At 50.7% G+C, this 23,031-nt stretch carries 13 protein-coding genes and 4 pseudogenes; 7 read left to right on the top strand and 10 right to left on the bottom strand.

Features of this window, described 5'->3' with window-relative positions; all coding sequences use genetic code 11:
* The first annotated feature begins 61 nt into the window (after positions 1–61).
* On the top strand, positions 62–541 hold the full coding sequence (locus BB029_RS32825) for a hypothetical protein (RefSeq protein WP_141696530.1): 480 nt from the start codon (positions 62–64) through the stop codon (positions 539–541).
* 294 nt (positions 542–835) lie between these two features.
* Here BB029_RS32825 and BB029_RS12790 read toward each other — a convergent pair whose 3' ends face one another.
* Complete coding sequence (locus BB029_RS12790) at positions 836–1,273, bottom strand: hypothetical protein (RefSeq protein ID WP_065939436.1); 438 nt, start codon at positions 1,271–1,273, stop codon at positions 836–838.
* A 1,010-nt stretch (positions 1,274–2,283) separates the two neighbouring features.
* Between BB029_RS12790 and BB029_RS33725 the strand changes: the two genes are divergently transcribed.
* Positions 2,284–2,544 (top strand): hypothetical protein, encoded by a 261-nt coding sequence (locus BB029_RS33725; protein ID WP_256558223.1) that lies wholly within the window; start codon positions 2,284–2,286, stop codon positions 2,542–2,544.
* 46 nt (positions 2,545–2,590) lie between these two features.
* On the opposite strand, the pseudogene BB029_RS34200 reads toward BB029_RS33725, so the two are convergent.
* A pseudogene (locus tag BB029_RS34200) lies at positions 2,591–2,728 on the bottom strand (LysR family transcriptional regulator); the annotation flags it as partial.
* A 648-nt stretch (positions 2,729–3,376) separates the two neighbouring features.
* Here BB029_RS34200 and BB029_RS12785 point away from each other — a divergent pair.
* Positions 3,377–4,291 (top strand): LysR substrate-binding domain-containing protein, encoded by a 915-nt coding sequence (locus BB029_RS12785; RefSeq protein ID WP_065939435.1) that lies wholly within the window; start codon positions 3,377–3,379, stop codon positions 4,289–4,291.
* Positions 4,292–5,955: 1,664 nt separating this feature from the next.
* Here the strand turns inward: BB029_RS12785 and BB029_RS12775 are convergent.
* From BB029_RS12775 to BB029_RS33710, 7 genes and pseudogenes are all read right to left on the bottom strand, one after another.
* A complete protein-coding gene (locus tag BB029_RS12775; RefSeq protein ID WP_065939434.1) occupies positions 5,956–6,855 on the bottom strand; it encodes a LysR family transcriptional regulator in 900 nt (299 codons plus the stop codon).
* A 54-nt stretch (positions 6,856–6,909) separates the two neighbouring features.
* A complete protein-coding gene (locus BB029_RS12770) occupies positions 6,910–7,197 on the bottom strand; it encodes a hypothetical protein (protein ID WP_141696529.1) in 288 nt (95 codons plus the stop codon).
* Between the two features lie 577 nt (positions 7,198–7,774).
* A pseudogene (locus BB029_RS12765) lies at positions 7,775–8,410 on the bottom strand (transposase).
* Positions 8,411–8,648: 238 nt separating this feature from the next.
* Positions 8,649–10,048, bottom strand: a pseudogene (locus tag BB029_RS12760) (sensor histidine kinase).
* On the bottom strand, positions 10,026–10,709 hold the full coding sequence (locus BB029_RS12755; RefSeq protein WP_065939432.1) for a response regulator transcription factor: 684 nt from the start codon (positions 10,707–10,709) through the stop codon (positions 10,026–10,028). Before BB029_RS12755 ends, BB029_RS12760 begins: the two are co-directional and overlap by 23 nt.
* A gap of 1,183 nt (positions 10,710–11,892) precedes the next feature.
* The gene (locus BB029_RS33715; RefSeq protein WP_256558222.1) at positions 11,893–12,462 is read right to left on the bottom strand and encodes a reverse transcriptase domain-containing protein; all 570 of its coding nucleotides are present in this window, start codon (positions 12,460–12,462) and stop codon (positions 11,893–11,895) included.
* A gap of 65 nt (positions 12,463–12,527) precedes the next feature.
* The gene (locus BB029_RS33710; RefSeq protein ID WP_256558221.1) at positions 12,528–12,941 is read right to left on the bottom strand and encodes a hypothetical protein; all 414 of its coding nucleotides are present in this window, start codon (positions 12,939–12,941) and stop codon (positions 12,528–12,530) included.
* Positions 12,942–13,213: 272 nt separating this feature from the next.
* On the opposite strand from BB029_RS33710, the gene BB029_RS32025 reads away from it, so the two are divergent.
* The 4 genes from BB029_RS32025 (at position 13,214) to BB029_RS32020 (ending at position 21,764) form a co-directional block, all read left to right on the top strand.
* Positions 13,214–13,531 (top strand): DUF2790 domain-containing protein, encoded by a 318-nt coding sequence (locus BB029_RS32025; protein WP_083236379.1) that lies wholly within the window; start codon positions 13,214–13,216, stop codon positions 13,529–13,531.
* Positions 13,532–14,132: 601 nt separating this feature from the next.
* Positions 14,133–15,083, top strand: coding sequence for a helix-turn-helix transcriptional regulator (locus tag BB029_RS12745; protein WP_065939431.1), 951 nt, complete (start codon positions 14,133–14,135; stop codon positions 15,081–15,083).
* 998 nt (positions 15,084–16,081) lie between these two features.
* Positions 16,082–17,065 carry a GGDEF domain-containing protein gene (locus BB029_RS12735; protein WP_256558220.1) on the top strand — a complete coding sequence of 328 codons (984 nt, stop codon included), beginning with the start codon at positions 16,082–16,084 and terminating at the stop codon, positions 17,063–17,065.
* Between the two features lie 1,684 nt (positions 17,066–18,749).
* Complete coding sequence (locus tag BB029_RS32020) at positions 18,750–21,764, top strand: autotransporter domain-containing protein (protein ID WP_141696528.1); 3,015 nt, start codon at positions 18,750–18,752, stop codon at positions 21,762–21,764.
* A 98-nt stretch (positions 21,765–21,862) separates the two neighbouring features.
* On the opposite strand, the pseudogene BB029_RS12725 reads toward BB029_RS32020, so the two are convergent.
* A pseudogene (locus BB029_RS12725) lies at positions 21,863–22,991 on the bottom strand (IS3 family transposase); the annotation flags it as partial.
* Between the last annotated feature and the right edge of the window lie 40 nt (positions 22,992–23,031).

The raw sequence follows: 23,031 nt of genomic DNA, 5'->3' as shown, positions 1-23,031 counted from the left end.
CCATAGATTGATGCAATAATCTTCGGTTACAGACAAGTGACATTTCGACGGGGCAACAATTGTGAAGAAGCTTGAAGATTTTTATAACCGCACCGCGTCAGAATACGAAGACTTGACAGTCAAATTAAGCGTGCAGGTTGACTCGATAATCTTCTCAATACGCACGTTAGAAAAACCTTTTACGGTTCCAGCAAAGTCTATTGCCCGAACGTCTAACATTACTTCAGAAGTAAGTGACCCCAGCCCTACCGAGATGATTCAGCAGGAGCTGAAAGACCTCATAGACGCACTAACCAGTTTAAAAGAAATGGTCAATATAACGCTAGCGTCCGTCATCCAAGCTACAAATATCTCTACGACACAAACAGCAAATGATATAAATACACATGGACAATTGCATGAGGACTCCTGCCAAAAATCAATGAACAACTTCAAAAACACGCTAGCTAAATGCATCAGCGCACTTGAAGAATTGGACAAAGACTTGTTCAACACAGAAATCAAGTTAGTCCAAAAAAACTTAAACCGAACCAGGACATAATCTATAACATTCAACATATTATAAAGCCAACGTCCAGGCAGGTTAGCTGCCTACTGAAAGCAATCGATTAAAAAATTCCGGAGTCACAAAACGGTGAATGCGCTAAAGTGCTAAAGAAATAGCCTTTGGTTGAGGTTTTACAAACTTTCAGATTTTTTTGCAGATATTACTACAAAGATTTGGGCACCCAAGCTACTACAACAAAAAATCTGTTAGTAACTTTTTTGTATCAATCTTACTCCGCACGGCCTTGATACTCGCTTTTTGCCTGACTGACCGAGGACAAAGAATCAATCACAAGGTCTTATTAAAGCTCAGCCGATGCTCCATAATCCTAAGCAGATCCAGGCTCACGACTAGCTGGGCTTGAGCATTTTCTAACTCCGGATAATCTTGGTATCTATCTAAAAACATTCTACGATTCTTACATAAGGCGGATCTTCCTCTTTTGATGAGTATGGTGATGGATACCACCAATGCTCTCTTCATTCGATCAACGGCTGCCAATAATAAAATCATTTCCCGCCGTAGGATGCGTTCCATTAAAGCTTGTCTTACGACGTTGTCCAGGTCCTGCGCAACACAAGTATTCAATATCGCGCTAGTGACTTCATCGTGTGCTTTCTCCACCTGCTCTACTGACGTAACGACTTTTGTTACCTGTAAGCACATATCACCTGAGAACTGTATGAACTGTGCGGCTGCTCTCTTGAAATCCGTGGGGGTAATCATGGTTCGTCTTCATACCTTCTATAAAATCTGGAGATCAGAAAAATTTCACGCTGGCCTTTCTTTATTCCCTTTTTGATTACTCCAATCTTGCCGGGCATGCGCATCGGCGTGCGCTCGGATTCAAAAATCCGAACCAATATAAAGCATTGGCCGCAAGTGCAATCTACATTAAGATTATTCGAGTTTTAAGTTAAATAAAATTTAACTCACTACACGATTAGGAGCTATTTTTTTGTTCACTTCTTTTTTATACGTTCGGTCTCCTCAGCATCCTGTGTCTGGTTACAGGGCAAACCTTTTCACGCTGATCGGTTTTCTATTGACGACACTAAGAGCATGTGATGCCATTGTACCGCTTTCGGTTAGTTAGAGACGCGACTACAATGTCTACCACCACAAAATACGCCGTTCCAGAGACATCTGTTATCGCTTGGTTTACTCGTGATAGTGAAGGCTTAGATACCAATACCCGACTGAGACTTTTAGCAGGCTCATTCACGTCCGGACAAGCGCTGTTAGTCGTCGGGTGCAACACGATGTAGATCTGTGCCGTAGCGCTTTACCTGCATCCAAATATAATCTTCCTCGCCTGGCTATGTGTGGATGCCTTGGTCTGGATATTGCGGGTATTGCTCTTTCGTCGCTGCAACAGCTCAGCAAAAGTGCCCCTAAAATACGCGACTGACCACTCGATACTGCTGGGCCTGATGTGGGCCGCGGAAATAGGTTTGGGTACAGCAGCCTGCATCCTTACCATAGTGACAAAAGTCTACAAAATTAAGGAAAAAACCAGGACGACCATCTTAGGTTCTATAGATCAAGCAGCTACATTTAAGAAATTCTCCTAGGCTCCGATAAAGTACCGATGATCAGAAATTAGATGTTAAACGCCCTGAGACGCCGATTAAACGAGTGGCCTACTGCGCGATACACCGCTCCAAGCACCAAGAGCGTGCAGCTCAAGCGTGTTCACGGGCTCCAATGAGCCTCCCCAATTCACGGAGAATCAAATGATCAAGCTATCTCTCGAGTTGACTCGCAGTGAGGCTAACGGTCCGACATACCGCCCTTATACAGATGTTGTAGATAAGGTTTCCAGCGAGAGCTTTGAAGCCGTGAAGGCGAAGGTAGAGTTCCAAGGTTGGTTGATCCATCCCTGGCTGGTATCCGATCAGCATCCTTACGACGAGGGATATGCCGTTGCTGCGTTATATGTCCCTCTGAAAGTACATTGCTGTCAGCGACAGCGCTTAGCGCCACGTCAACATTGAAAATCATGAGGGTACAACGCTGGAAGAAATCTTGCCCCACCTGAAGAAGTTGAATCTGTTGCGCAGCCCTGTTCAGTAACGCGGCATTCGGATAGTACTCCAGCCGAGCAATGCTTTTTGAAACTCTCGGAAGCCTGATATTCAACGCCGTCGCTGCGGCGCTGCAGCTACTCAGCTTGGCAACAGATACGAACGTTCACACAAGGTCAAACAAGTTCACAATCACTGCTTAAATGACCAAATTAAAAATAACAGCATCCGAGTGCGATGGGAAAAACAACGTAGGGAGAAAGTCACAACGCCATGACTTGGAGGAAACAGATAAAACGAGACGAGACACGAGAAAGGAGGAACTGGTGTACACTTTACCGGAGTCGCTATCAGTACATTTATAAGATTTTCGATAACCGCTATCGAACACTTTCAGCCACATGAAAATACTTTTATTTTTTGTATGAACGCCGTATATTTAAGTGTCCGATTAAAAGCTCGCACTATTCACCATTGCGATACTTGCTACTCACCAAAACATCACCTGTCACACCGGGTCTTCTTTACCCTGCTTGCCTCACAGGCAGCGTCCGAAGCCAAGACCTGTACCTCTGTGAATACGTAGGTACAGAAATACGGCCGACTATCTAAGGTGCCAGTAAAACGAATTGAGCTGCGCAACCTCCATCTATCTCCTGACGTCGTCGCACAGCCCTGGTGAGCTTCAAGATACTGCGGTTCCTCACATCGAACCGCTGGACTACGCGCGGTCAGCGTCCATAGACTGGCTACTGGCTTTTCATCCAGAAAGGCAGGATGACGGAAGAAGGATGCATTACCAATGAATCGAAATGAACTGCGCAAGGCCGATATGAACCTGATGGTGGTGTTTGAAACTCTCATGCTTGAGCGGAACGTGACGCGGGCGGCCGAAAAGCTATTTCTCGGGCAGCCCGCGATTAGCTCCGCATTGAATCGCCTGCGGGCACTTTTCAATGATCCGTTATTCATCCGCGTCGGTCATCGTATGGAGCCCACCGCACGCGCCAATGAAATTATTGTTCACCTTTCTCCAGCCCTTGACTCGATGTCGACGGCGTTGAGCCTGACCCGGGACTTCGACCCCGCCAGCAGCAATATAACGTTCCGAATTGGGCTGTCCGATGACGTTGAGTACGGCCTGCTGCCCAGCTTTCTGGCAGCACTTCGTGTGGAAGCGCCCAATGTGGTGATCGTCATCAAGCAGGCTAACTACTGGAATATTTCTGAACTGCTGATAGCCGGTGACATAACTGTCGGCGTCTGCCTGACAAAAGAGTTGCCGGCCAACGCCAAGCGAAAACTGTTGCGGACCATGAAGCCCATGTTCGTGCGCGCGGACGCGCCGGACACACCGCTGACGCTGGAGGAATATTGCGCTCGTCCGCACGTTGTGGTGTCGCACGTAGCCAATATCTCCAGCTTTGCCGATGAGTGGCTCGCAGCAGTGGGCCAAAAACGCCGCGCCGTGCTTTCCGTTCCCCAATACACAACACTGCCGGCGATCATGGTCGGCACCGATCTGCTGTGTAATCTGCCCGACTATTTGAGCGGTGCGCTGAGCCAGTCAGGAATGCTCCACGGAGAGCCTCTGCCCTTCATTACACCGGAACTGGAGCTTTCAATGGTCTGGCTGAGCGTGATGGACACGGACCCATCCGAGCGATGGCTACGCAAGAAGCTGGAGCAGTACATGAGCGACAGGAGCAGCGCCTGATACCTGGCGCGACTAACCTTTTCCGCCCTCAATCACTGGCGATTTAACGCTTCGATACGGGCAGCATGCCCTTGAGGATCTCATTTTTGTCGACAAAGTGATGCTTGAGCGCTACCAGCACATTCCCATCAACCAGCGCATCGCAGAACCACGCGAGACATCTATGGGTCAGTTTGGCCACATCATAGAAGTCAGGATTGGGGGCGACTCACGGAGGCAAAACAAACAGACCAGCGACCAAAATGGCTTTGTCCGCCACTGAACTCCAATACCAGCCAGACACAGGCAGCGCTATCAAGGCCTGCGTATACAAAAGCAGGTGCTCCAACACCGCACCGCGCTTAATCAGCTGGCTAATGCTGGCCGGCAGGCGAGTGGGCGCTTAATCGAACGCCAAGAGATCTGCAGCACAATCAGAAAGAGCAAGGTGCTGGCCGCGGCCTTATGTAGAAATATCAACTCATGGTGGGGGTTGAGTTCCTCAAGCCAATGGATGGCGAGAATACCAAAGCACCAGGTGCCGAGCCAAATCAAGGCCATCCCCCAATGAAGCCACTTGATATTTATCCTCGTGCTGTCCAGGCTCTATCGTCGCTTGGCAGCGAGTTGATTATATCCGGTGTGTCCAACTGACAGGTGGCGCTTGAAACGCCGCTCGAACGTTATTTGAATCGACACAGGATTGGAACATGAAGTACCCCCTGATCGATCGCTCCCGGCCATGGTCGGCGAAGACTTTTACTTTCCCAACGAAATCATTGGCCAGCCATTTGCGCCTCGGACTTTCCCGACCTTAAAATCAGCAGCTTCAGCATCAGTGACCTTTTAAATTTGGTGTACTGGGAAACAGGTGCTGGGGAGCCATTGTTTTTCATTCCGGGCTGGTTGGCCAACAGGCCGATGTATTTCCACCTCATGCAGGTCCTCAGCAATCACTATCACGTCTACGTGCTGGATGTTCGCAACCAGGGCTTTCCGAAAAAACCGTGTCGGGCAACCGCATTTCCCGTTATACCGTGGACGTAAAAGAGTTTGCCGAGCATGTGGGTGTGCCCGACGCGCACTATTGTGGATGGTCGATGGGCGCCTCGGTGATATGGGCCAACATTGATCTGTTCGGAACTCAGGATGTTCGCACCTTGAGCATCATAGACCAGGCACCTTCGGTCTACTGTCACGCCGATTGGACAGAATAACAGCGACTCGATGCCCGTGCGTTCACCTCCTCACCGGAACGCAAGATCGACTTTTGCGAGAACATGACACCAACCAATTAATTGACTTCAGAAACTCACGTGCTCGAGCGCACAATGGCACTTGACTCAACACTCACCCTACTTCCACAATACAATTAGCCTGGTCTAGGCGCAGCCATAAACGACGACATTGAGTTTACCGGGTTGGTGCTTTTTGATCACGTCACCAACGACTGGCGAGATGTCCTCCAAACCAAGATCGACGTGCCGACCGCGATATTTACCGAGGAATACGGTGACTGGTTGGACAGTCAGAAGTGAATGAACTCAGTGGTCCACCACTCGGTACTGTTTGCGTACGGCAAGGTCGAACAGGGCGACCCCTTTCTGGTATTCAAGAATCCGCAGAAACTCGCCGCTGACCTGCACAGTTTTTGCAGCGCTCCTGATGCGTGCAGCTTAAACCCTTTAGCGCTCCCACTCGGGATGGGCGAAACGTTCAGTAAGAAAGCTGATCAGCGCCCGAACCTTGTTCGCCAGGTGTTTGCGCGGGGGATAATCCACGTAGATGCCCAACTCGATGGAGCGGTATTCAGGCAGGATTTCCACTAGGGCTCCGCTGCGTAAATCCTCACCGACCATAAAGCTTGGCTGCAGGGTAATGCCGCCACCCGCAATGGCAATACTGCGGCACGTATCGCCATTGTTGCAGCGCACGCTCGAACGAGTGCGCACGCTGACGCGACCATCGGGCCCGTCGAACGGCCATTCATTGCCCGTCGCAAAGTTTGTATAGGCAATCACGCCATGCTCAGCCAGGTCAGTCGGTGTGCGCAGCGGGGGATGTCTCGCCAGATAATCGGGGGAAGCACACAGGCACATACGCGTGCCCGCCAGCCGCCGCCCCACCAAGGATGAATTCTCCATGCACGAAATGCGTATCGCAGCGTCAAAGCCCTCGTCCACCATGTCCACCAAACGGTCATTCAGGCTGATATCCAACTCGACGTTTGGGTGGGCGCTCATGAATGCCCCCCACAGCGGCGCAAGTTGCAGAACGCCGAAACTGACCGGCGCATTCAACCGCAATACACCGCTGGGTTCCGGCGCTACAGACGATACGGCCTCCTCTGCCTGATCCATCAGAGCCAGAACCTCCCGTGCCTGATGGTAGAACTGCCGACCCTCTTCGGTCAGCGAGAGCTTGCGCGTGGTGCGATGCAGCAGGCGCGCACCCAGGCGTTCCTCAAGGGCGCTCACATACCGCGAAATGGACGTCTTGGATATTTCGAGGGCGTCGGCCGCGCCTACAAAAGTACCTTTGTCGACCACCGTGCAGAACACCTGCATCTCAAATGCTCTATCCATAAATGTCTCACTTAGTAGAACGATCTATAATATATGGCCTTATTTATCCCAAGATCACAACTTATAAACTGGGCCCATCGAAACGCACACCAACACACAAGAGGTCGATATGAAAATCACAGCAGTGGGTGCCGGCAACATGGGTTCAACCTTGGTTGAGCCTTCGCCAAGCAATTGTCTGGCGCAGGTCACGTTGTCCGTATTTACGGGCCATGACATCCAAAAGGCAGAAACGCCGGCGCCCAATTCCAACAGGTAACCGACTTCACCGCCGATCAGGAGCTGGGCGACAGAGATGTGGTGGCCTTCCTTGAAATCCACGCTGCGAAGAATGCCGTTCACCTGACTGACCGCTGAGATACTGCGCGTAGGAGTAACGGTGCTGAGGACATCAAGGTAGACCCGCACGTTTTGTAAACCACCGGTACCACTGCAACCGGCTCTCGAGTAGAAGGCAACTTATCGTTGTGGACATCGGAAAAAAGTGTAAGCCCAGTTCAATCAATAGGGTTACCACCAACAACGAGCCTACTCTAGAGACGAACCTAAACCGTTTATTTTTTCTCCACAGATTCTCACTCTAAAGCCGAACACCGAACTGGCGTATACTCTAGCCACAAACTTGACGGATGGAGTTACTAATGCGAGTTCATTCAGCGTCAAGACAGGCAACGCCAATGAATTCTCCGTCATACCAGGCTACAGCAACTTTTTGAACACTACGTGAAGCCATGAAGATTTCCACGCCATTCAATTCTAATAGAAAGTCCTCTAGGGAGGATCTGAAGTAGCCGCTTATTTTTCGACGACTAAGCCATCGGCGTTTTCAAAAAACGACAGCCGTTCAAAATCGGTCAAGTCTGGCGACTACTTCATGCTTCTGGCTGCTGCGAGCGCCTCGTAGCACCCATTTTCCCCGTTACGGATGCACCTCTCCTACGCCGGAGTGCAAATGTCGACGCGCCATCCTCAGGTTCGACAAGGCGAACAGCGTCACCATTTGAGCAGTCTTCTTCACCAAGCCACGGAAGCGCACTTTGGTATAATCAAACTGGCACTTGATCACCCGAAATGGATGCTCAACCTTGGTGCGAACCTGAGCCTTGGCTTTCTCGATCTTGCGTATCACTTTGTACAATATGCTGCGTTTGCCTTGTTTTTCGTAGGTGCTGCGCCGTGCTGCAACCTGACAGATGACTTGGCGTCCCATATGTTCTTCGCGCCTCTCGACACCGGTATAGACCGCATCAGCGCAGACCTCGTTTTCCTCACCATGCAGCAGTCTGGCGACCTGCGTGACGTCCGAAACATTGGCTGCACTGACTAATATACTGTGCACCAGGCCGACTCGTCATCAGCGCCGATGTAAACTTTGGCGCCGAAATAGTAGTGGGTAGGTGGGACGGCCACCTTCGCCTTATGGATAATAGGGCTCAATCAGGGCAATCAACCCCTTCCAGGGCACCACCTGATCCATCTCGATCAGGAACACTTCCTTACGGGTCTGCTTGCGCTTGCCGGCGTATTCGGCGTCGGCGAAGGTCATCTGTTTCATCATCGAAAAACTCGGCGACTGGTGTCTGGAGAGTTTGCCAAATCAGGAAGTCCTTTTCAGAGTTTCCTTAGGCCGGCATGCTCTTTCTGTTTCGCCAATGTATATTTGAAAAATGGCCGCAGCCGGACTGCGATGCGGCCCCAAGACTCACAACCCATCGTGACCGAACGGCCTGCTAATGGTTTTACACGCGCGCGCGACGACCCCGATCAACTACTCCGAATTTATTTCTGCTGCGTTATTCAGGCATCAGCTGCTGACGACAATCTAGGACCAATTTTGCGCCGCCTAACGTGCTGGTATCAACATCCAACTTGAATCCATGCAAATTGATGATCGCCGCCACGATTGATAGACCCAATCCGAACCCGCCTTTCTGATCACTGTCATCCAGCCGATAAAAACGCTGGAACACTGCAGCTCGCTCCGACTCAGGTATGCCTGGGCCGGAATCGTGCACTTCGATGCGAGTTCTGCCGGCATTATTGAATCCGCACACCATCACTTCGCCACCCGGTGGGCTGAACTTGATCGAGTTACTCAGCAGGTTAGCTAACGCCTCGAATAACAACGCGCGATCACCGGTGATCCACGGCAGTGATTCGTCTACCTCCAGCACCAGATCCAGTTCGCGTTCATCAGCCAAGGGTTGGTAGAAGTCGTGCAGCTCGCGAAGAAATGGCAGCGGATCCATCGCTACAAAGCCGGAACGGCGCTGGTGGTCCTCCAGTTCCGATATGCGCAAAAGGCCGCGAAAGCGCGCCATAAGGGTATCGGTTTCGGCGATAGCATTATCAAGTTGGACCCTGTAGGCTGAGTCTTCCTCAGCCTCCTGCCTGATGCGATAAAGATGCGCGCGCAGGCGCGTCAGAGGTGTGCGCAAGTCATGGGCGATGCTGTCGCATACCCCCTTGACTTCGGTCATCAATTTTTCGATGCGGGCGAGCATGGCATTGACAATGGCGGCGAGCATGTCCAATTCATCGCGCCGATTGGACAGTGGCAGTCGGTGGGTAAGGTCTCCCGCTACGATGGTTTCGGCACTGGCTTGGATTTCGCGAATCCGACGCAATGGACGTCTACGTAATAAATGCCATCCTACAGCACCAGGGATGATCGTTAGTGATAGCGCCCATAACAGTGCTTGCCAGATGATTCGTGTTACGCCGAACAACGAGCCGTTGACACGCACCAGAACCAGCCAACGGCCGTCGTCATTCCGAGTGGCCACTGCGTCGCAGCGTTTCTTCGGTAGTTGAGGATCGAAGGAATAAACGCAGTTGCTCAACGTGTGAATTTTGCCATCCAACGGCAGGTCAGGCGGAATTGAATGGATTGGTCCGCTCAAGGGATGCAATTGCGCGTCGAACAGGCCAAAGGCATCCCCACACCCACGCCCCTCATATCGAGCGTCATACTGGTGGTCAACGCCTCTACCAACTCGTCACCGCCGAAACGCTGGAACATATGCTAGCGTTGTAACAGGGAATTGCGCGAAAGATCGCTCAGAGAAACCGATACTTCGTAATACAGGACTCCCATCAAGATGCAACTCCGGGTCACGAATAACGAACTGTATAGTGCTAGCAAGCGGCTGCTGGAGGAGCGCCAGCCTTTAGAGGGGTTCAGCAATGACATAGCCGGAGCCTCGTACGGTACGTATCAGTGGTGTGAGACCTGGTGGGTCGATTTTTTTGCGCAGGCGACCAATGTGCACATCTATCAGATTGGTGCCCGGGTCGAAGTGATAGCCCCAAACCTCCTCGAAAATCATCATGCGCGTCAGGACCTGTCCGGAGTTGCGCATTAAAAACTCCAGCAGTTTATATTCAGCGGGCAGTAAGCTTATCGATTGGTCGCCGCGGCGGCCTTCGCGACTGATCAGGTCAAGTTCCAGGTCGGCGACGCGAAGGGTGGTTTCGAATCTGTGAGCCGTAATCTTGCGACGCAGCAGCACTTCGACACGGGCAGCCATTTCATCGGACGCGAAAGGCTTGGTGAGGTAGTCATCACCACCAGCACGCAGGCCGCGTACGCGTTCGTCCACATCGGAAAGAGCGCTGATCATCAGAATCGGCGTAGACACGCCAATGGTGCGCAAGGTGGTCACGATGGCCAGGCCATCGAGTTCCGGTAGCATCCGGTCGAGGGTGATCAGGTCGTAATCACCACTCACGGCACGAACTAAACCTTCACGGCCGTTGCTCACCCAATCTACATCCAGTCCATGGCTGCTCAGCTCGGCGACAATCTCGCGAGCTGTTACCGCGTCATCCTCGATGGTCAAAATACGGATCATAAGATTACCTCGTTGACATGGTATATCGTTCATACGTAAAAGTTTTTGCTTGGCTTTTGTAACCGTTTCTGTGGCACATTGTTCTCATGCCATCACCTACACCAGCCTGTGTGGCCTTCGTGAACATTCTTCTGCGCACACACGATTGACCATTTTTGTGGTGAAGGAGCCGCTTAAATCCGCCGAATGAAAATCCACTTGGTGCACAAGTCGATGGTCAAAATGGGGGTGCGCCTTAACTATTTCGGCACCATTGTCCAAGACCAATAGCTTTGAGCGTAATGTGCCCCCCCCAAGCCTCGTCCGATTTGGCTGAGTCGTATGCTGGTTTCCTCTACGTACTTCCGCCAGTGGCCAATTCAGTTAAGGTGATCACTTATCCGGCTGGCTACCCGCCAGAGCGTGGAACTCTCCCGTATCCTGACCGAAGTAATACACTTGGAATGTCGCCCGCCCCCGACGTCCAATTATCTATGCTGCTTTCCACGACCTTGACGGCTGGCGTGCCGGTTGAACAGCTCCCGGCCGGTGAAAGGGTCTCGTGATGCACCTAAGTCTTCTCATCAGATAGGAAATCTTGCTTCGATAAGCGCCACAATTGGGTTTTGTAAGCTTTTGAGCAACAGTTGCTTTATCTCCTTCCTCTTTTCGCAAAAATGTCCACTTGTATAAATGGTTACACTATAACATATTTTTTATTGCCTTTTGTGTTGACCGCTGTGCAGGGTTGACGAGATGCTCGAGGGAATGTCATGAGGTCAGCACGGTTGGTGGGAGAGAGGCCGTTGAGGCCATCGGCTTCGACGCTTGCTACTTCGCCCGACTACGGCACTGTGCAGCAAAGGAGGCGCTCCTGCCTCGCGTATGTGACGCAAAGCGATCCTCAGGGTAAGGGTGTGCATTTCTAGGTCTCGGGATATAGAGATCGGCAAGGCGTCCGTAACGTGAACATTGAAGCCGATTACGCTGGCTGCGACGCTTAAGGGCTTGGCGCCAGAGACGGCGCACCGCCAAACGAAAACCGCCAAGACGTATCAGGTTCCCCGGTACCGCGTGGTAATTGAAGTAACCGCCACCACACCTTTGAGCCATTGCCTTGAACCCGGACAAGGTCATGACGCCGGCAACTCAACTCCTCACGGATAGCAAGAAGCGTCGCACGCATACGCTTTTTGACAGTCAGTCACAGTACTTGGAAGTCACCGCGTCGGCTGACACTACAACAGTGGGTGAAACCTAAGAAATCAAAAGTCTCCGGTTTTCTCAAACCTCGTTTCCTGCGACTCATCACCGCAAAACGACCAAACTCAATCAGTCGTGTTTTCGAGGCGTTGAGCCATAGACCGAACCTGGCAAACCGTTCCTGCAACTGCACCAGAAACTGCTGAGCCTGCACTTTCGTCCTGAACCCCACCACGCTGTCGTCCGCGTAACGCACGACAATTACATCGCCACGGGCGTGGCGCTGGCGCCATTGCCTTGCCCACGGATCCAGCACGTAGTGAAGATAGATATTCGCCAGCAATGGCGATATCATTGCGCCTTGGGGCGTCCCCTTGGTCGCAGCCAACCTACGGCCATCTTCCATAACACCCGCCTGAAGCCATTTGCAAATAAACCCGAGCAGGCGCCGGTCTGCAATCCGGTGTCCCAGAAACATCAGCATCCATTCATGGTCGATCTCATCAAAGAACGACGTGATATCCGCATCTAACATCCAGTTCACCTTCTGGCCCTTCAGCGCGACCGTCAACGCATCCAGCGCATCGTGCAGGCTGCGTCCCGCCGAAACCCATACGAGAATCCAAGAAAGTCTTCCTAACAGATCGCATTCAGAACGGTAACAACCGTCTGCTGTACGATCTTGTCCTCCAAAGAAGTAATACCCAACGGGCGTTGCCTACCATCGGCTTTGGGAATGTAGACCCGCCGCGATGGCGTTGCTCGAAAAGCTCCTCTGCGAAGTCGTCCGTGCAACTCGGTTACACGCTGGAGAAGACCTTCCTCGTATTCCCGCCACGACATGCCGTCCACGCCTACCGCTGCATCGCGGCGCAGGGCATAGAAACTCTGTGCCAATAACTGCGGTGTGATGTGGTGCAGCAAAGCCGTGAACTGCATGCCCTTGTTCCTTCGGGCTGCTTCACGTACACCTTCAAGTCCCATCGACGCGCAACTGATCCGGCTCAGTGTCCGGGGCGCGGGAGGCTTGTAGGTGTTTCCCTTGGCCACGTCCCTTTCCTCCACTATCTCCGCAGGGCCAGACCCTTTGTTCGATGGCTTCTCAGGTACTACTACTCTTACCAAAGCGCACAGAGTGTGCGCTCCCTCATTAAGCATGGTTTATGAAAACATGAAAACTCTACAACTAATTGTTTTCAAAAGAAAAATCACCATGAAAAGATAGGTAATAAGTTCATGCCAATAAAATCCATAGACACTTTAAACTCGCCACTCCAGCCTATTTATACCGACTACTAACTCCCCCCCAAAAAAGTATCATCATGAAAGAATTACTGTTCACTGCACCAATTATCTTTTCCACAGGTTATGCCATGGCTGCCGAGCCCACCAACAACAGCACCTGGGTTACTCAGCCTTATCGTTACGGTACTCAGTTGGATATTGCTAAAATGATCTCTGTCAGTCGCAGCCGTAATAACTGTCAAGCGGGCGGGCACCCAGCGCATTGTCTACGTAGGTCCCAGGGAGTAGAACACGCCATTCGCTATGATGTGATGTATAATAGTGAAGGAGTAACGGGTGACATTATCTATATGGCGTGGCCTGCGTACTGGGAACACCCGATAAGGCAACCCTAAAAATTTTCGCCCCCCCTACTAAAAGGGACGAAACTAACATCAACGCATGCACATTAGAAATATTGTAAGTGCCAATCTTATAGCTTTAACTAATATCAACACAGTGAGCCTATCGATCTTCTTATATGATAAAACTCTTTTTAAGACGGATTATAAATATGTTAAGCAGAGTCGAGAGTTCCGTGCAGTGTCCATCTAGCTGGCAAATAAGGCAGCGTGGATAATCGATTCCCACAGCAGTACTGCAAGCTTCGCGCAGTGCCCCTGTTGCAGTGGTGGGAGACTGCATCGGACGCAGTCACGAGGATTCCGGGCGTCTGTCTGTAATGTCAGATAAATTGAGCCAGTTCGTCGGAAGGTTCAAGTCCTAATGACTAAGGCATACACAGATGTCGAACCATAGCTGCCTCTTGCGGTTTAATTGTTCTCACTCACGACAAGAGCACCCGAAACCGAAAAGGATTTGAAGGGTGCTCGACATCAAACGTGAAATCTTTTTTAGTTAATGAAAAAATTGTCTAGATAATCTCCAATCTGAAACAACTGAATGGTTAGGGGTGTCTAAACTGCAATTCGCATGTATTAACTGAAGGTGGAAGTTATGGGACGCTACTTTTTCGCCAACCCAAGAATGAACCACATAGACGATGCTGCGGCGCATTTTGGCCAACATGACGATCGCATCGCACTGATCCCCTTAGGGAAGGCTTTCAACATATCTAAACGCTTCTGTATGCTAGGGAGTTCGTTCGTAAGCCTTACACTGAGTGAATCGGGTTGGGGATATGAAATGTCAAGCTCGGTGGATGGCTTTCTGCTAATTGCGTCACAAAAAGGACAGATCGAGTGGAAAGCGACGTCGGGAACGCAACGCCTCCGACCTGGCGAAGCAGCACTGGTTGACCACAAACAGGTTTCGAGCGCTACTCACTCTCAAGAAATATCATACACAACAGTCTATATATCAGGATTTGATATGTATTCGTACATGACGATGATATTAGGCAAACCACTGGGTGAAAGAGTGGCATTCACAGATTCATCCATTGAGGCTAGGCACACAAGCCTAATAAGCGCTTACATTCAGCTGATTTTTAATTTGGCAGAGCACACAACCCTCGACTTATCGAAAGTTCTGAGTAGCCTGAAAGAAAGCTTGATCGGGTATATTATCCACAATATACCCAACAACTATAGCGCAGCGCTATTCAATGACACCCCAGAATCGGTACCAACTCCCTATTCTATAATAAAAGCAATACAGTTCATGCGTGACAGCAATGACCCACACCTGACCGTGGGAGAAGTCGCAATTCATGCAGGGATGAGCGTTAGATCGCTACAATCTGGTTTCAAACGATATAAAGAGACTACACCTATACTTTTCTTAAGGGAAATAAGGCTTCAGAAAGCATTTGACTTGCTAGCCGCCGGGACTAATTGCCCTGTTAAAGAAATAGCTTTTGGCTGCGGCTTTACAAACTACCAGATTTTTTGCAGATACTACTTAAAAAAATTCGGTATCCACCCAAGCTATTATAATAAAAAGTAGCTTATAACGATCTCATTTATATAAGCTATTCTCCACCGTATCCTGACCTTTATTGGTGCAAGCCTGGCTAAGGACAACCACTCAAGCTCAGCTATGCTTCATAATCCTAAACAAGTCCAAGCTCACTATCAGTTGGGCTTGGGCATTTTCCAGCTCGGGATAATCCTGGTAGCTATCCGGAAACATTCTACGATTTTTGCATAAAGCGGCTTTTCCACTTTCAATAAGTATGTGGATGGATACCACTAATGTTTTCTTCATCTGATCGATAGATGCTAATAATAAAAGCTTGTCCCGGTGTAGTGTGCTCTCCATTAAAGTTCGCCTTATGAAGTTGTCCAGTCCTGTGCAACAGAAGTATTCACTATTGCACTGGTTACGTCGTCGTGTGCTTTCTCCACCTGCTCCACTGACGTCACGACTTTTGTAACGGGCAAGCACATAGCATCTGAAGGGTACTGGGTACTCATGGCTCTTTTCATACCTGCTATAAGATCTGGATTTCAGGGACACTGCACGCTGCCTTTCTATAGGCTCTATTTTTGTGACGCGCAAGGTGCCGTGCGTCTGGATTCATGAACCTGTCACAATCTAAAGCAAAGCGTTGGCTTCAATTGAACTTTACACTAAGATTATTCGGTCGTGAGGTCAAATAAATATTATTTGGTGCCCGGTTTGCAGTTCGTTTTATTTTTTTCTTCGTATTTTTTACATATCCGCCCCCTTGTGATCCTGTGAATGAATGATAAAGGGCGAAACGTTTCCACACTGATCGTTTTTTATTGACGATACTAGACCATATGATGCTATTGTGCCATCATCACTTGGTAAGAGCCGTGACTATAATGCCTATCACCACTAAATACTCCGTTCCAGAGACATCTCTTATCGCTTGGTTTACTCGTGATAGTGAAGGCTTAGATGCCACTACTCGACTGAGACTTTTAGCAGGCCCATTCACGTCCGGACAAGCACTGTTAGTCGCCGGGTGCAACACGATGTTGATCTGTGCCGTAGCGTTCTACCTGCATCCAAATAGAATATTCCTCGCCTGGCTATGTGTGGATGCCTTGGTCTGGATATTGCGGGTATTGCTCTTTCGTCGCTGCAACAGCTCAGCAAAAGCGCCCCTAAAATACGCGACTGACCTCTCGATACTGCTGGGCCTGGCGTGGGCGGCGGAAATAGGTTTGGGTACAGCAGCCTGCATCCTTAGCGGGGATGGGGTACTTCAGATTTTAGCTTGCACTTCGGCGGTTAGCATGAACGGAGCGATAGCCATGAGAAACCAAGGCATCCCCCGCTACGCGTTCGTTCAGATTCTGTTGACCGATGTGCCGCTGAAAATCGCGACTTTATTTCAACCTGAACCAATGCTGAGAATATTAATAATCCAAGCACCATTTTATTTGACGGGCATGTGGTGCCTGCTTAGCTCTCTCAATTCGAGCTTAATCAAGGCATACGAGGCCGAGGTGTCTAGCTCGCATTCAGCCAATCACGACTCGCTAACAGGCCTTCTTAATCGGTCAGGACTCTTAATGACACTCGACGGTCTGTTGAGGTCGCCTCGGGAGCATCATCATCCCATTTCATTGCTGTATCTGGATCTCGACGGTTTCAAAGCAGTTAACGACCGGCACGGCCATGCCGCAGGCGATGAAGCGCTGATTATGTTTGCTAAACTATTACGTGGTACCGTCAGAGCCAGCGATTTCACCGCTAGACTAGGCGGCGATGAGTTCGTGGTGGTTTTGCAGGGGCCGGAGAGTGAAGCCTCACCGACGGCAAATCGAATAATTCAATTATTTCAAGAATGTTGTGCCAGCAACGCTTTACTACAAGGCTTGGGCGTTAGCGTAGGCATAGCCTTCGGCGCATCGAATGGCCTATATACGCCGCAGTCCCTGATCAGTAGAGCCGACGCTGCGTTATACAAAGCCAAATCTGCTGGCAAGGGCTGTTTTCGGTACGCGTTCTAATTGCCCCAAGGCTGGACTTCACCGAAGGCCTTAGATCAATACAAGGATACCTATGAGCTATCGGTTAGTGTTCATAAAGTCACCGATTACAACCTGAGGCAACATTGCAGCGATCGTTCGAAATGCCCAGCATGGGAACGATATCTATCGCGCTCAAAAATTAGTTCTAACAAAGCTGCGGCTCCCTGGCTCGCGGGTGCTGGTTGATCTAACTGGACTGATATCCAAATCTACCGAGTGAGGAGTTTGACGATATTTTCGAACTCAGTATCCACCTCGCTGAGGCTTGCCTCCCAGAAGGCGACCAGTGTTTTCTGCGCAAGCGCGTGAGTTTCCAAGCCGTGTTGCGAAAGCTACAGTGCCACTATTCGCCGGTCAACCAGATCATGTCGACATAATACGTAACCACCTGCATGAAGCGTGTCGATGATCGTAGATATCCTAAAGGGCTTAACGTTCAAATACCGGCCACAGCCCGATGCAGTTGACGCCACACCACTGGCCAGCACATCAAGAACCCGGTATTCAAGGCTTGTTAGCCCGTACTTGGCAGCGTTGGCTATCCAATCAACAGTCGTCTTGTAAAATATTTCGATAACTATGAGTGGATCGACAACATGCCCCAGCATTGGATACTTCCATGTATCTAGCTACGAGTCGGAAAACAACCAAAGCGACATCCGGTCCGCTCACTTTCTTCAACATTGAGCGCTTGATTTTTTGCAAGTTTTTCCGGTTTTTCATCAGCAATGACTGTAAGTACTAATATCAGCGGCTGATAGCATCTATTCACAGCGGGAATAGTCAACGACTCAGCGTTACACACTGCCCATACGACGGATACTAGAGCCGCTAAAATAGGTGCTAAAAATGTATCTTGGGAGATAATCTTCTCTCGATGCGCTGTCACAATACGTTGCCCCGGGTGCATCACCGCGCATTGACCTAGCGCCCTGTTACAGTCATTTATATATCCAGTTGCAATATTGCTTTGTTATCGGCCAATTGGCGATGTATGCGTATTAGCAGCGCAAACTAACCATTAGCCGCCCTCTAAAATTTGTCCCAAGCGTACTCGATGATTTCAACCGCAGCGTAACAATCATGCTAAGTGACGCTAATCCAAGACAATTGAAGTTCAACGAAGATGTTAACATGTGTTTTTCCCTGTCGCTTCACGCTCAGCGCTAGGACCAGGTCTTACTGCTGTTGAGGCTGATCGAGTCGGTATGCTCATTTAGCGGCCCTGAACCCGTATCCCAGACCATGGCGCCGCAAGGAATTAGCGCGACGCTTGACCGTGCTCCAGCTCAAGTCTTGGCACTCTTCTGCAACAGTTTGCTATACGTCCGCATAAAACCATTGTAAGCATGCAGATCCTTGCGTTTATTTTTCGTGTCTTCGTATTTTTATACTAGACCGACCTCTTTCCTGATCCGGGAGATTGGTAATGTGAATAGAGGGCAAATATTTAGTTTGCATATCACATAACCTTCACATCTCATCTGTACTTTTCAGAACGCTACCGTATGGGGATGGACCTGCAGTAGGAAGCTTCGTTCAATAAGTTTGAAGCTCGAATCTTAGCCATTCTGTTTCCAAATATGAACGGTATGGCTTGGCCTCTCAAAAACACTAGATTTGGGATTCGCAGTTCTGGAGTCACCAAACTCAGGAGAAACACGTGTCTAGTTTAAAATCTTCGATGTCAGTGATTGTCAGCTCCGTGTTGTTTTCTTCAGTGGCGATAACACAGGTCCGGGCGGAGACGGGTCCGCCACCACTTACCGGCGCGCAGCTTGAGGGAATAAGCCGGCTGAGCGGAATTGACTCCCTTCCATTGCAGACTTACCAGCAAAGTCTTCAGGTCGCTATAGCTTTTAATAACGGTGCTAGCGCCGCGCGTGTAGATCAGGCAGTCTTTGACGCAAGTAACTATGTCTACGGAGGTTTCGGAAAAACAATCGACGACAAATTACTAGCGGTTTTTGATAAGCAGTCTTCCCCCACGCCGTTGCATAACTCACTTAAATTCCTCGATTTTTATGCTAATCAGAGGGTGGGGCCTGACAGTTCAAGGCTGAAACTCTACTTCGGCATGTTGACTGATCCCAATCCGGACCCGACGGGGAATGTCTACAGCGATACGGCGCGCACCGGTTATACCCTTGTAGATCAAGCCTTCGCCTCTAATTCGCAAGGCAATCCGCGCCCATTTCAGGTTAGCGATCAAATTCGTCTCGATCCGCGCTACGGCTTGGTTTCGTCGCAGAATTCTGCCGCCTTCCCGAGCGGCCATACAACTGCTGGCACGGCGTTGATGCTCACTCTTGCAATGGAGGTTCCGCAACTCTATCAGTCAATACTTGCCAGAGGTGCTGACATAGGTAACAGCCGACTGGTTCTAGGTGTTCACTATGCGCTAGATGTGATTGGCGGAAGGATCTTAGCCACCCAAGAGACAGTAAAGTACCTGAACAATACCCCTGGTTACACTAACCCAGGTGAGGATTTCGTGCAGGAATTGGCGTCTATTGCTGTTCCTATCCAGCAATTTCTTGCTTCGGAATGCGGCGGTCTATCTTACAAGACAATACAAAGTTGCGCGCAATCGAGCCCCGACGCGTTCACCAATTACAAAAATAACGAGGCGGCCTACACATTCGCGCTGACATACGGCATGTCTCCGGTGGGACCTACGGATCTTGCCCCGGTTGTCCCCGTTGGTGCAGAGGCTCTGCTTGCAACCCGGTTCCCGTATCTCTCTGCCCAACAACGTCGAGATGTTCTGGCAAGCACAGAAATCGCCTCAGGCTATGCACTTGATGATGGTTCAGGGTATGCACGATTGAATCTCTTTGCTGCGGCTGGTGGTTATGGAGCCTTCGTGAATGACGTGACGGTCAATATGGATGCGTCGCGGGGGGGGTTAAATGCTGCTGACTCTTGGATGAATGACATTTCGGGTACAGGTGGCCTAACAAAAACGGGGACAGGGGAACTCACTTTAAACGGCAACAGCACCTACCAAGGCGCAACAGTGATCAATGGAGGCGTATTAGAAGTCAACGGATCGATCACATCAGAAGCATTTGTGAACTCCGGGGGCACCTTGGCAGGGTCCGGTGCAGTTGGCGAGGTTACGATCAATAACGGCGGCAATCTGGCCCCTGGCCGATTAGAAAGCATTGGCACCTTGAGTCTTAATGGACCGTTGACGTTTGCTAACGGGTCGACGCTCACCATACGAGGCACTCCCAACATCAACGATTCGATCGTCTCATCAGCGCCTGTAAGCATTCAAGGAGGGGGGGTCCAAGTTAAAGCTGGGACAGGTTATTATCTTCCCGCCAGTCGCTACACCATCGTGACTGCGTCCGGAGTAACGGGTACGTTCAGCGGCGCTGCGACCGACCTAGCACTTCTGGCACCTTCGCTCAGTTACGACTCCGATCACGTTTACCTCGGCTTTGACAGGAATGCAGTTGCACTGTCGTCTTTGGCGTCAAATGACAATCAAAGGGCAATTGGTGATGCTCTCGATAAGTCCGCCTCTGGCCCCCTGAACGAGACCGGTACCAAGCTTTTGAATAGTGTTTACCAGCTTACAGCTCCTCAGGTTAAGGGTGCACTCCAGACACTTTCTGCGCCAGGTGTCGGGTACACCCAGACGGAAAACCTTGATCGCGGACGCATTGCAAGCTCGGTCGTAGGCGGGCAGATGAGCGACTGGTTGGGCGTGAACAGCGCATCGGTCAGTGTTAGCCAAGCAAAAGAATCAACTCCTAGCCCGGTTCATACTTTAAAATCTATCAGTGGCAAGTTAGATCGCTTTGATTTCATTCCAACGTCTCGTAGCTGGGGCACATTCTCAGGTGGTCGAACCTCGCGAAATTCGGATCCCTCTAATAGCTTTCCTGGGGGTAATAGCAGTTATTCCGGCTTCTTTATTGGCTTCGATAACCAGCTTTCGGACGATACGCTATTGGGCGTCGCTGTAGGTACAACAAGAGGCAACTTCAGCGCATCAAATGAAGGACTTTCTGGCAAAGATGATGGGTACCATGCTCTCGTATACTCAGCGCTTACATTCAATCAAAACTACCTTCAACTCAGCCAGGCCTACAGCCATTTCAACAACCAAACGCTCCGTACAACGGCCAGCTTCGGCGGCCTCCAATCAGAGAGATTAACTGGCTCATTTGACTCTGATGAATGGCGCACGCGGATTGAGGCAGGTCACCGCGCCCGGTTCGGAGGGGTTAATCTGGCTCCTTTCGTTTCCTTGGAAGCGGCGAGCTACCGTTCCAATGAATATGCAGAGCGCGGCACAAGTGGTCAAAGCACAGCCGGGCTAGCGGTAAATGGCAACCGGATAACGTCTCTGCCGGTGTCGCTGGGAGTGCACGCTGCGGGTACGTTTGCAATCGCTGACGAGTGGACGCTGGGTCATAGTGCAACAGTCGCAGTGGTTCGTGAGCTTTCGAATGACCGCAGTATTAGGGCGAGATTCGATGCGTTGCCTGATACCTCATTTGAACTTGATGGTCCGCGAGCGGCTGACACAACAGTACAGCTTGCACCCCGGCTTGTACTCTCATCAGAAGCAGGGCTTTCATTCGCACTAGAAGGGCAGGCTGCCCGTTCTCGCGACTCCACGAGCTTGGCAGGTAACTTTTCCGTTAAGTATGCGTGGTAAACCAATCTTACGAGTTTGATCTATGCCCGGTAAAATGCGCCCCGGAAGTGCGTACCGCCTGCGCCTTAAATGCAGCGAGGTCTTTGAACAAGGCTTCTTCCAGGATAGCAGTCGATCATGGGGGACAGGTACACCTTGCCTGCCGGGATCTGGAACTCCGAGATGTCGGTCAGCCATTTCTCATTCGGAGCTAGGGCCGTGAAGTCGCGGTTGAGGAGGTTTTCCGGCGCCGGACTGATCTCCCCGAGGTAGGAACCGTATCGACGCCGTTTCGGCTTGGCGACGACTAGGCACTCCTGCTTCATCAAGCGCTGCACCACCTTCTCTGAAAGGCGCACACGCTGCCTGCTCAACGAAGCTCGCATCCGACGGAAGCCATAGCAACGATGATTGCGCTCGAATATGTCCGCCATGGCACGACGCACTTCGGTGTACTTTTCCGCGATCTGCATTCGGGCTCGATGATAGAAATAGGAGCTTCGGGCCAAGCCCAACGCGTCAAGCAGCTCTAGCAAGGAGTACCTATGCCTAAGGTCATCAGCCAGCAATGTCTTCTCCCGATTGGTCAGGACTTGCCGGTTGATGCCCGTCTCTTTTTTTATGAGTTCATTCGCCCTCATCAACAGGTCATGTTCAAGCTGCAAACGGCGAACATCGAGCTGGAGAGATTCGAGTTGCCGCTGCAACTCCTCTCGTTCCGGTGACGATGAGGGTTCAAGTCGACACTTCATGGATGGGGATACCTCTGGGCCGAGTAGCTGGTTTTTCCAGTTGTACAAGGTCGGCCTGCACACGCCCAGCTTTTGAGCCAGGGCTTTCGCACTTTCTTTTCGCGTGCACAGCGCGATGACCGCTGCCTGCTTCACCGCTGGCGGCCGGGCTAACCCGTCTGATCGACTGACAACACGCTTATGCAACTCGGGGTGCATTTCGTAAATCCAGGCACGCAAAGAATCCCGCGCGGGGTAGCCCAACGCCTTGATGGTAGCGGCGATGTTGCGACCGTATTCGAGATAGTGCTCGACAGCCTTTTCCCTTTGGGCAGGTGAGTACTTCGACTTCGAGTTCTCGTAGCCACGCGGCAGGTCGAGGCATCGCATACTCTGCGTGCCAGCTCTTCAAAGAGTTCTTCGTCGGGTAGCCCAACTGACGAATAGTTGCCCCGGTTCGCTTGCCCAGTTTGATGTAGAGCTTGACCGCTCGGATACGGTCTTCGTATGAATACATGAACTACCTCCAGGTAGTCCAAGATTTCCGCCGCATCCCC

This window comes from Pseudomonas sp. S3E12, assembly GCF_001702295.1.
In the GTDB taxonomy this organism is placed as follows: Bacteria; Pseudomonadota; Gammaproteobacteria; order Pseudomonadales; family Pseudomonadaceae; genus Aquipseudomonas; species Aquipseudomonas marginalis.
Note: the sequence above shows the minus strand (reverse complement) of the source record. Positions and strands in the feature narration are given on the sequence as shown.

Excerpts from the sequence above, each read along its gene's own strand:
- BB029_RS12755 (WP_065939432.1), bottom strand. The coding sequence starts at position 10,709 with ATGATCCGTATTTTGACCATCGAGGATGACGCGGTAACAGCTCGCGAG.
- BB029_RS12785 (WP_065939435.1), top strand. The coding sequence starts at position 3,377 with ATGAATCGAAATGAACTGCGCAAGGCCGATATGAACCTGATGGTGGTG.
- BB029_RS12735 (WP_256558220.1), top strand. The coding sequence starts at position 16,082 with ATGTTGATCTGTGCCGTAGCGTTCTACCTGCATCCAAATAGAATATTC.
- BB029_RS12745 (WP_065939431.1), top strand. The coding sequence starts at position 14,133 with ATGGGACGCTACTTTTTCGCCAACCCAAGAATGAACCACATAGACGAT.
- BB029_RS33725 (WP_256558223.1), top strand. The coding sequence starts at position 2,284 with ATGATCAAGCTATCTCTCGAGTTGACTCGCAGTGAGGCTAACGGTCCG.
- BB029_RS12790 (WP_065939436.1), bottom strand. The coding sequence starts at position 1,273 with ATGATTACCCCCACGGATTTCAAGAGAGCAGCCGCACAGTTCATACAG.
- BB029_RS32025 (WP_083236379.1), top strand. The coding sequence starts at position 13,214 with ATGAAAGAATTACTGTTCACTGCACCAATTATCTTTTCCACAGGTTAT.
- BB029_RS12775 (WP_065939434.1), bottom strand. The coding sequence starts at position 6,855 with ATGGATAGAGCATTTGAGATGCAGGTGTTCTGCACGGTGGTCGACAAA.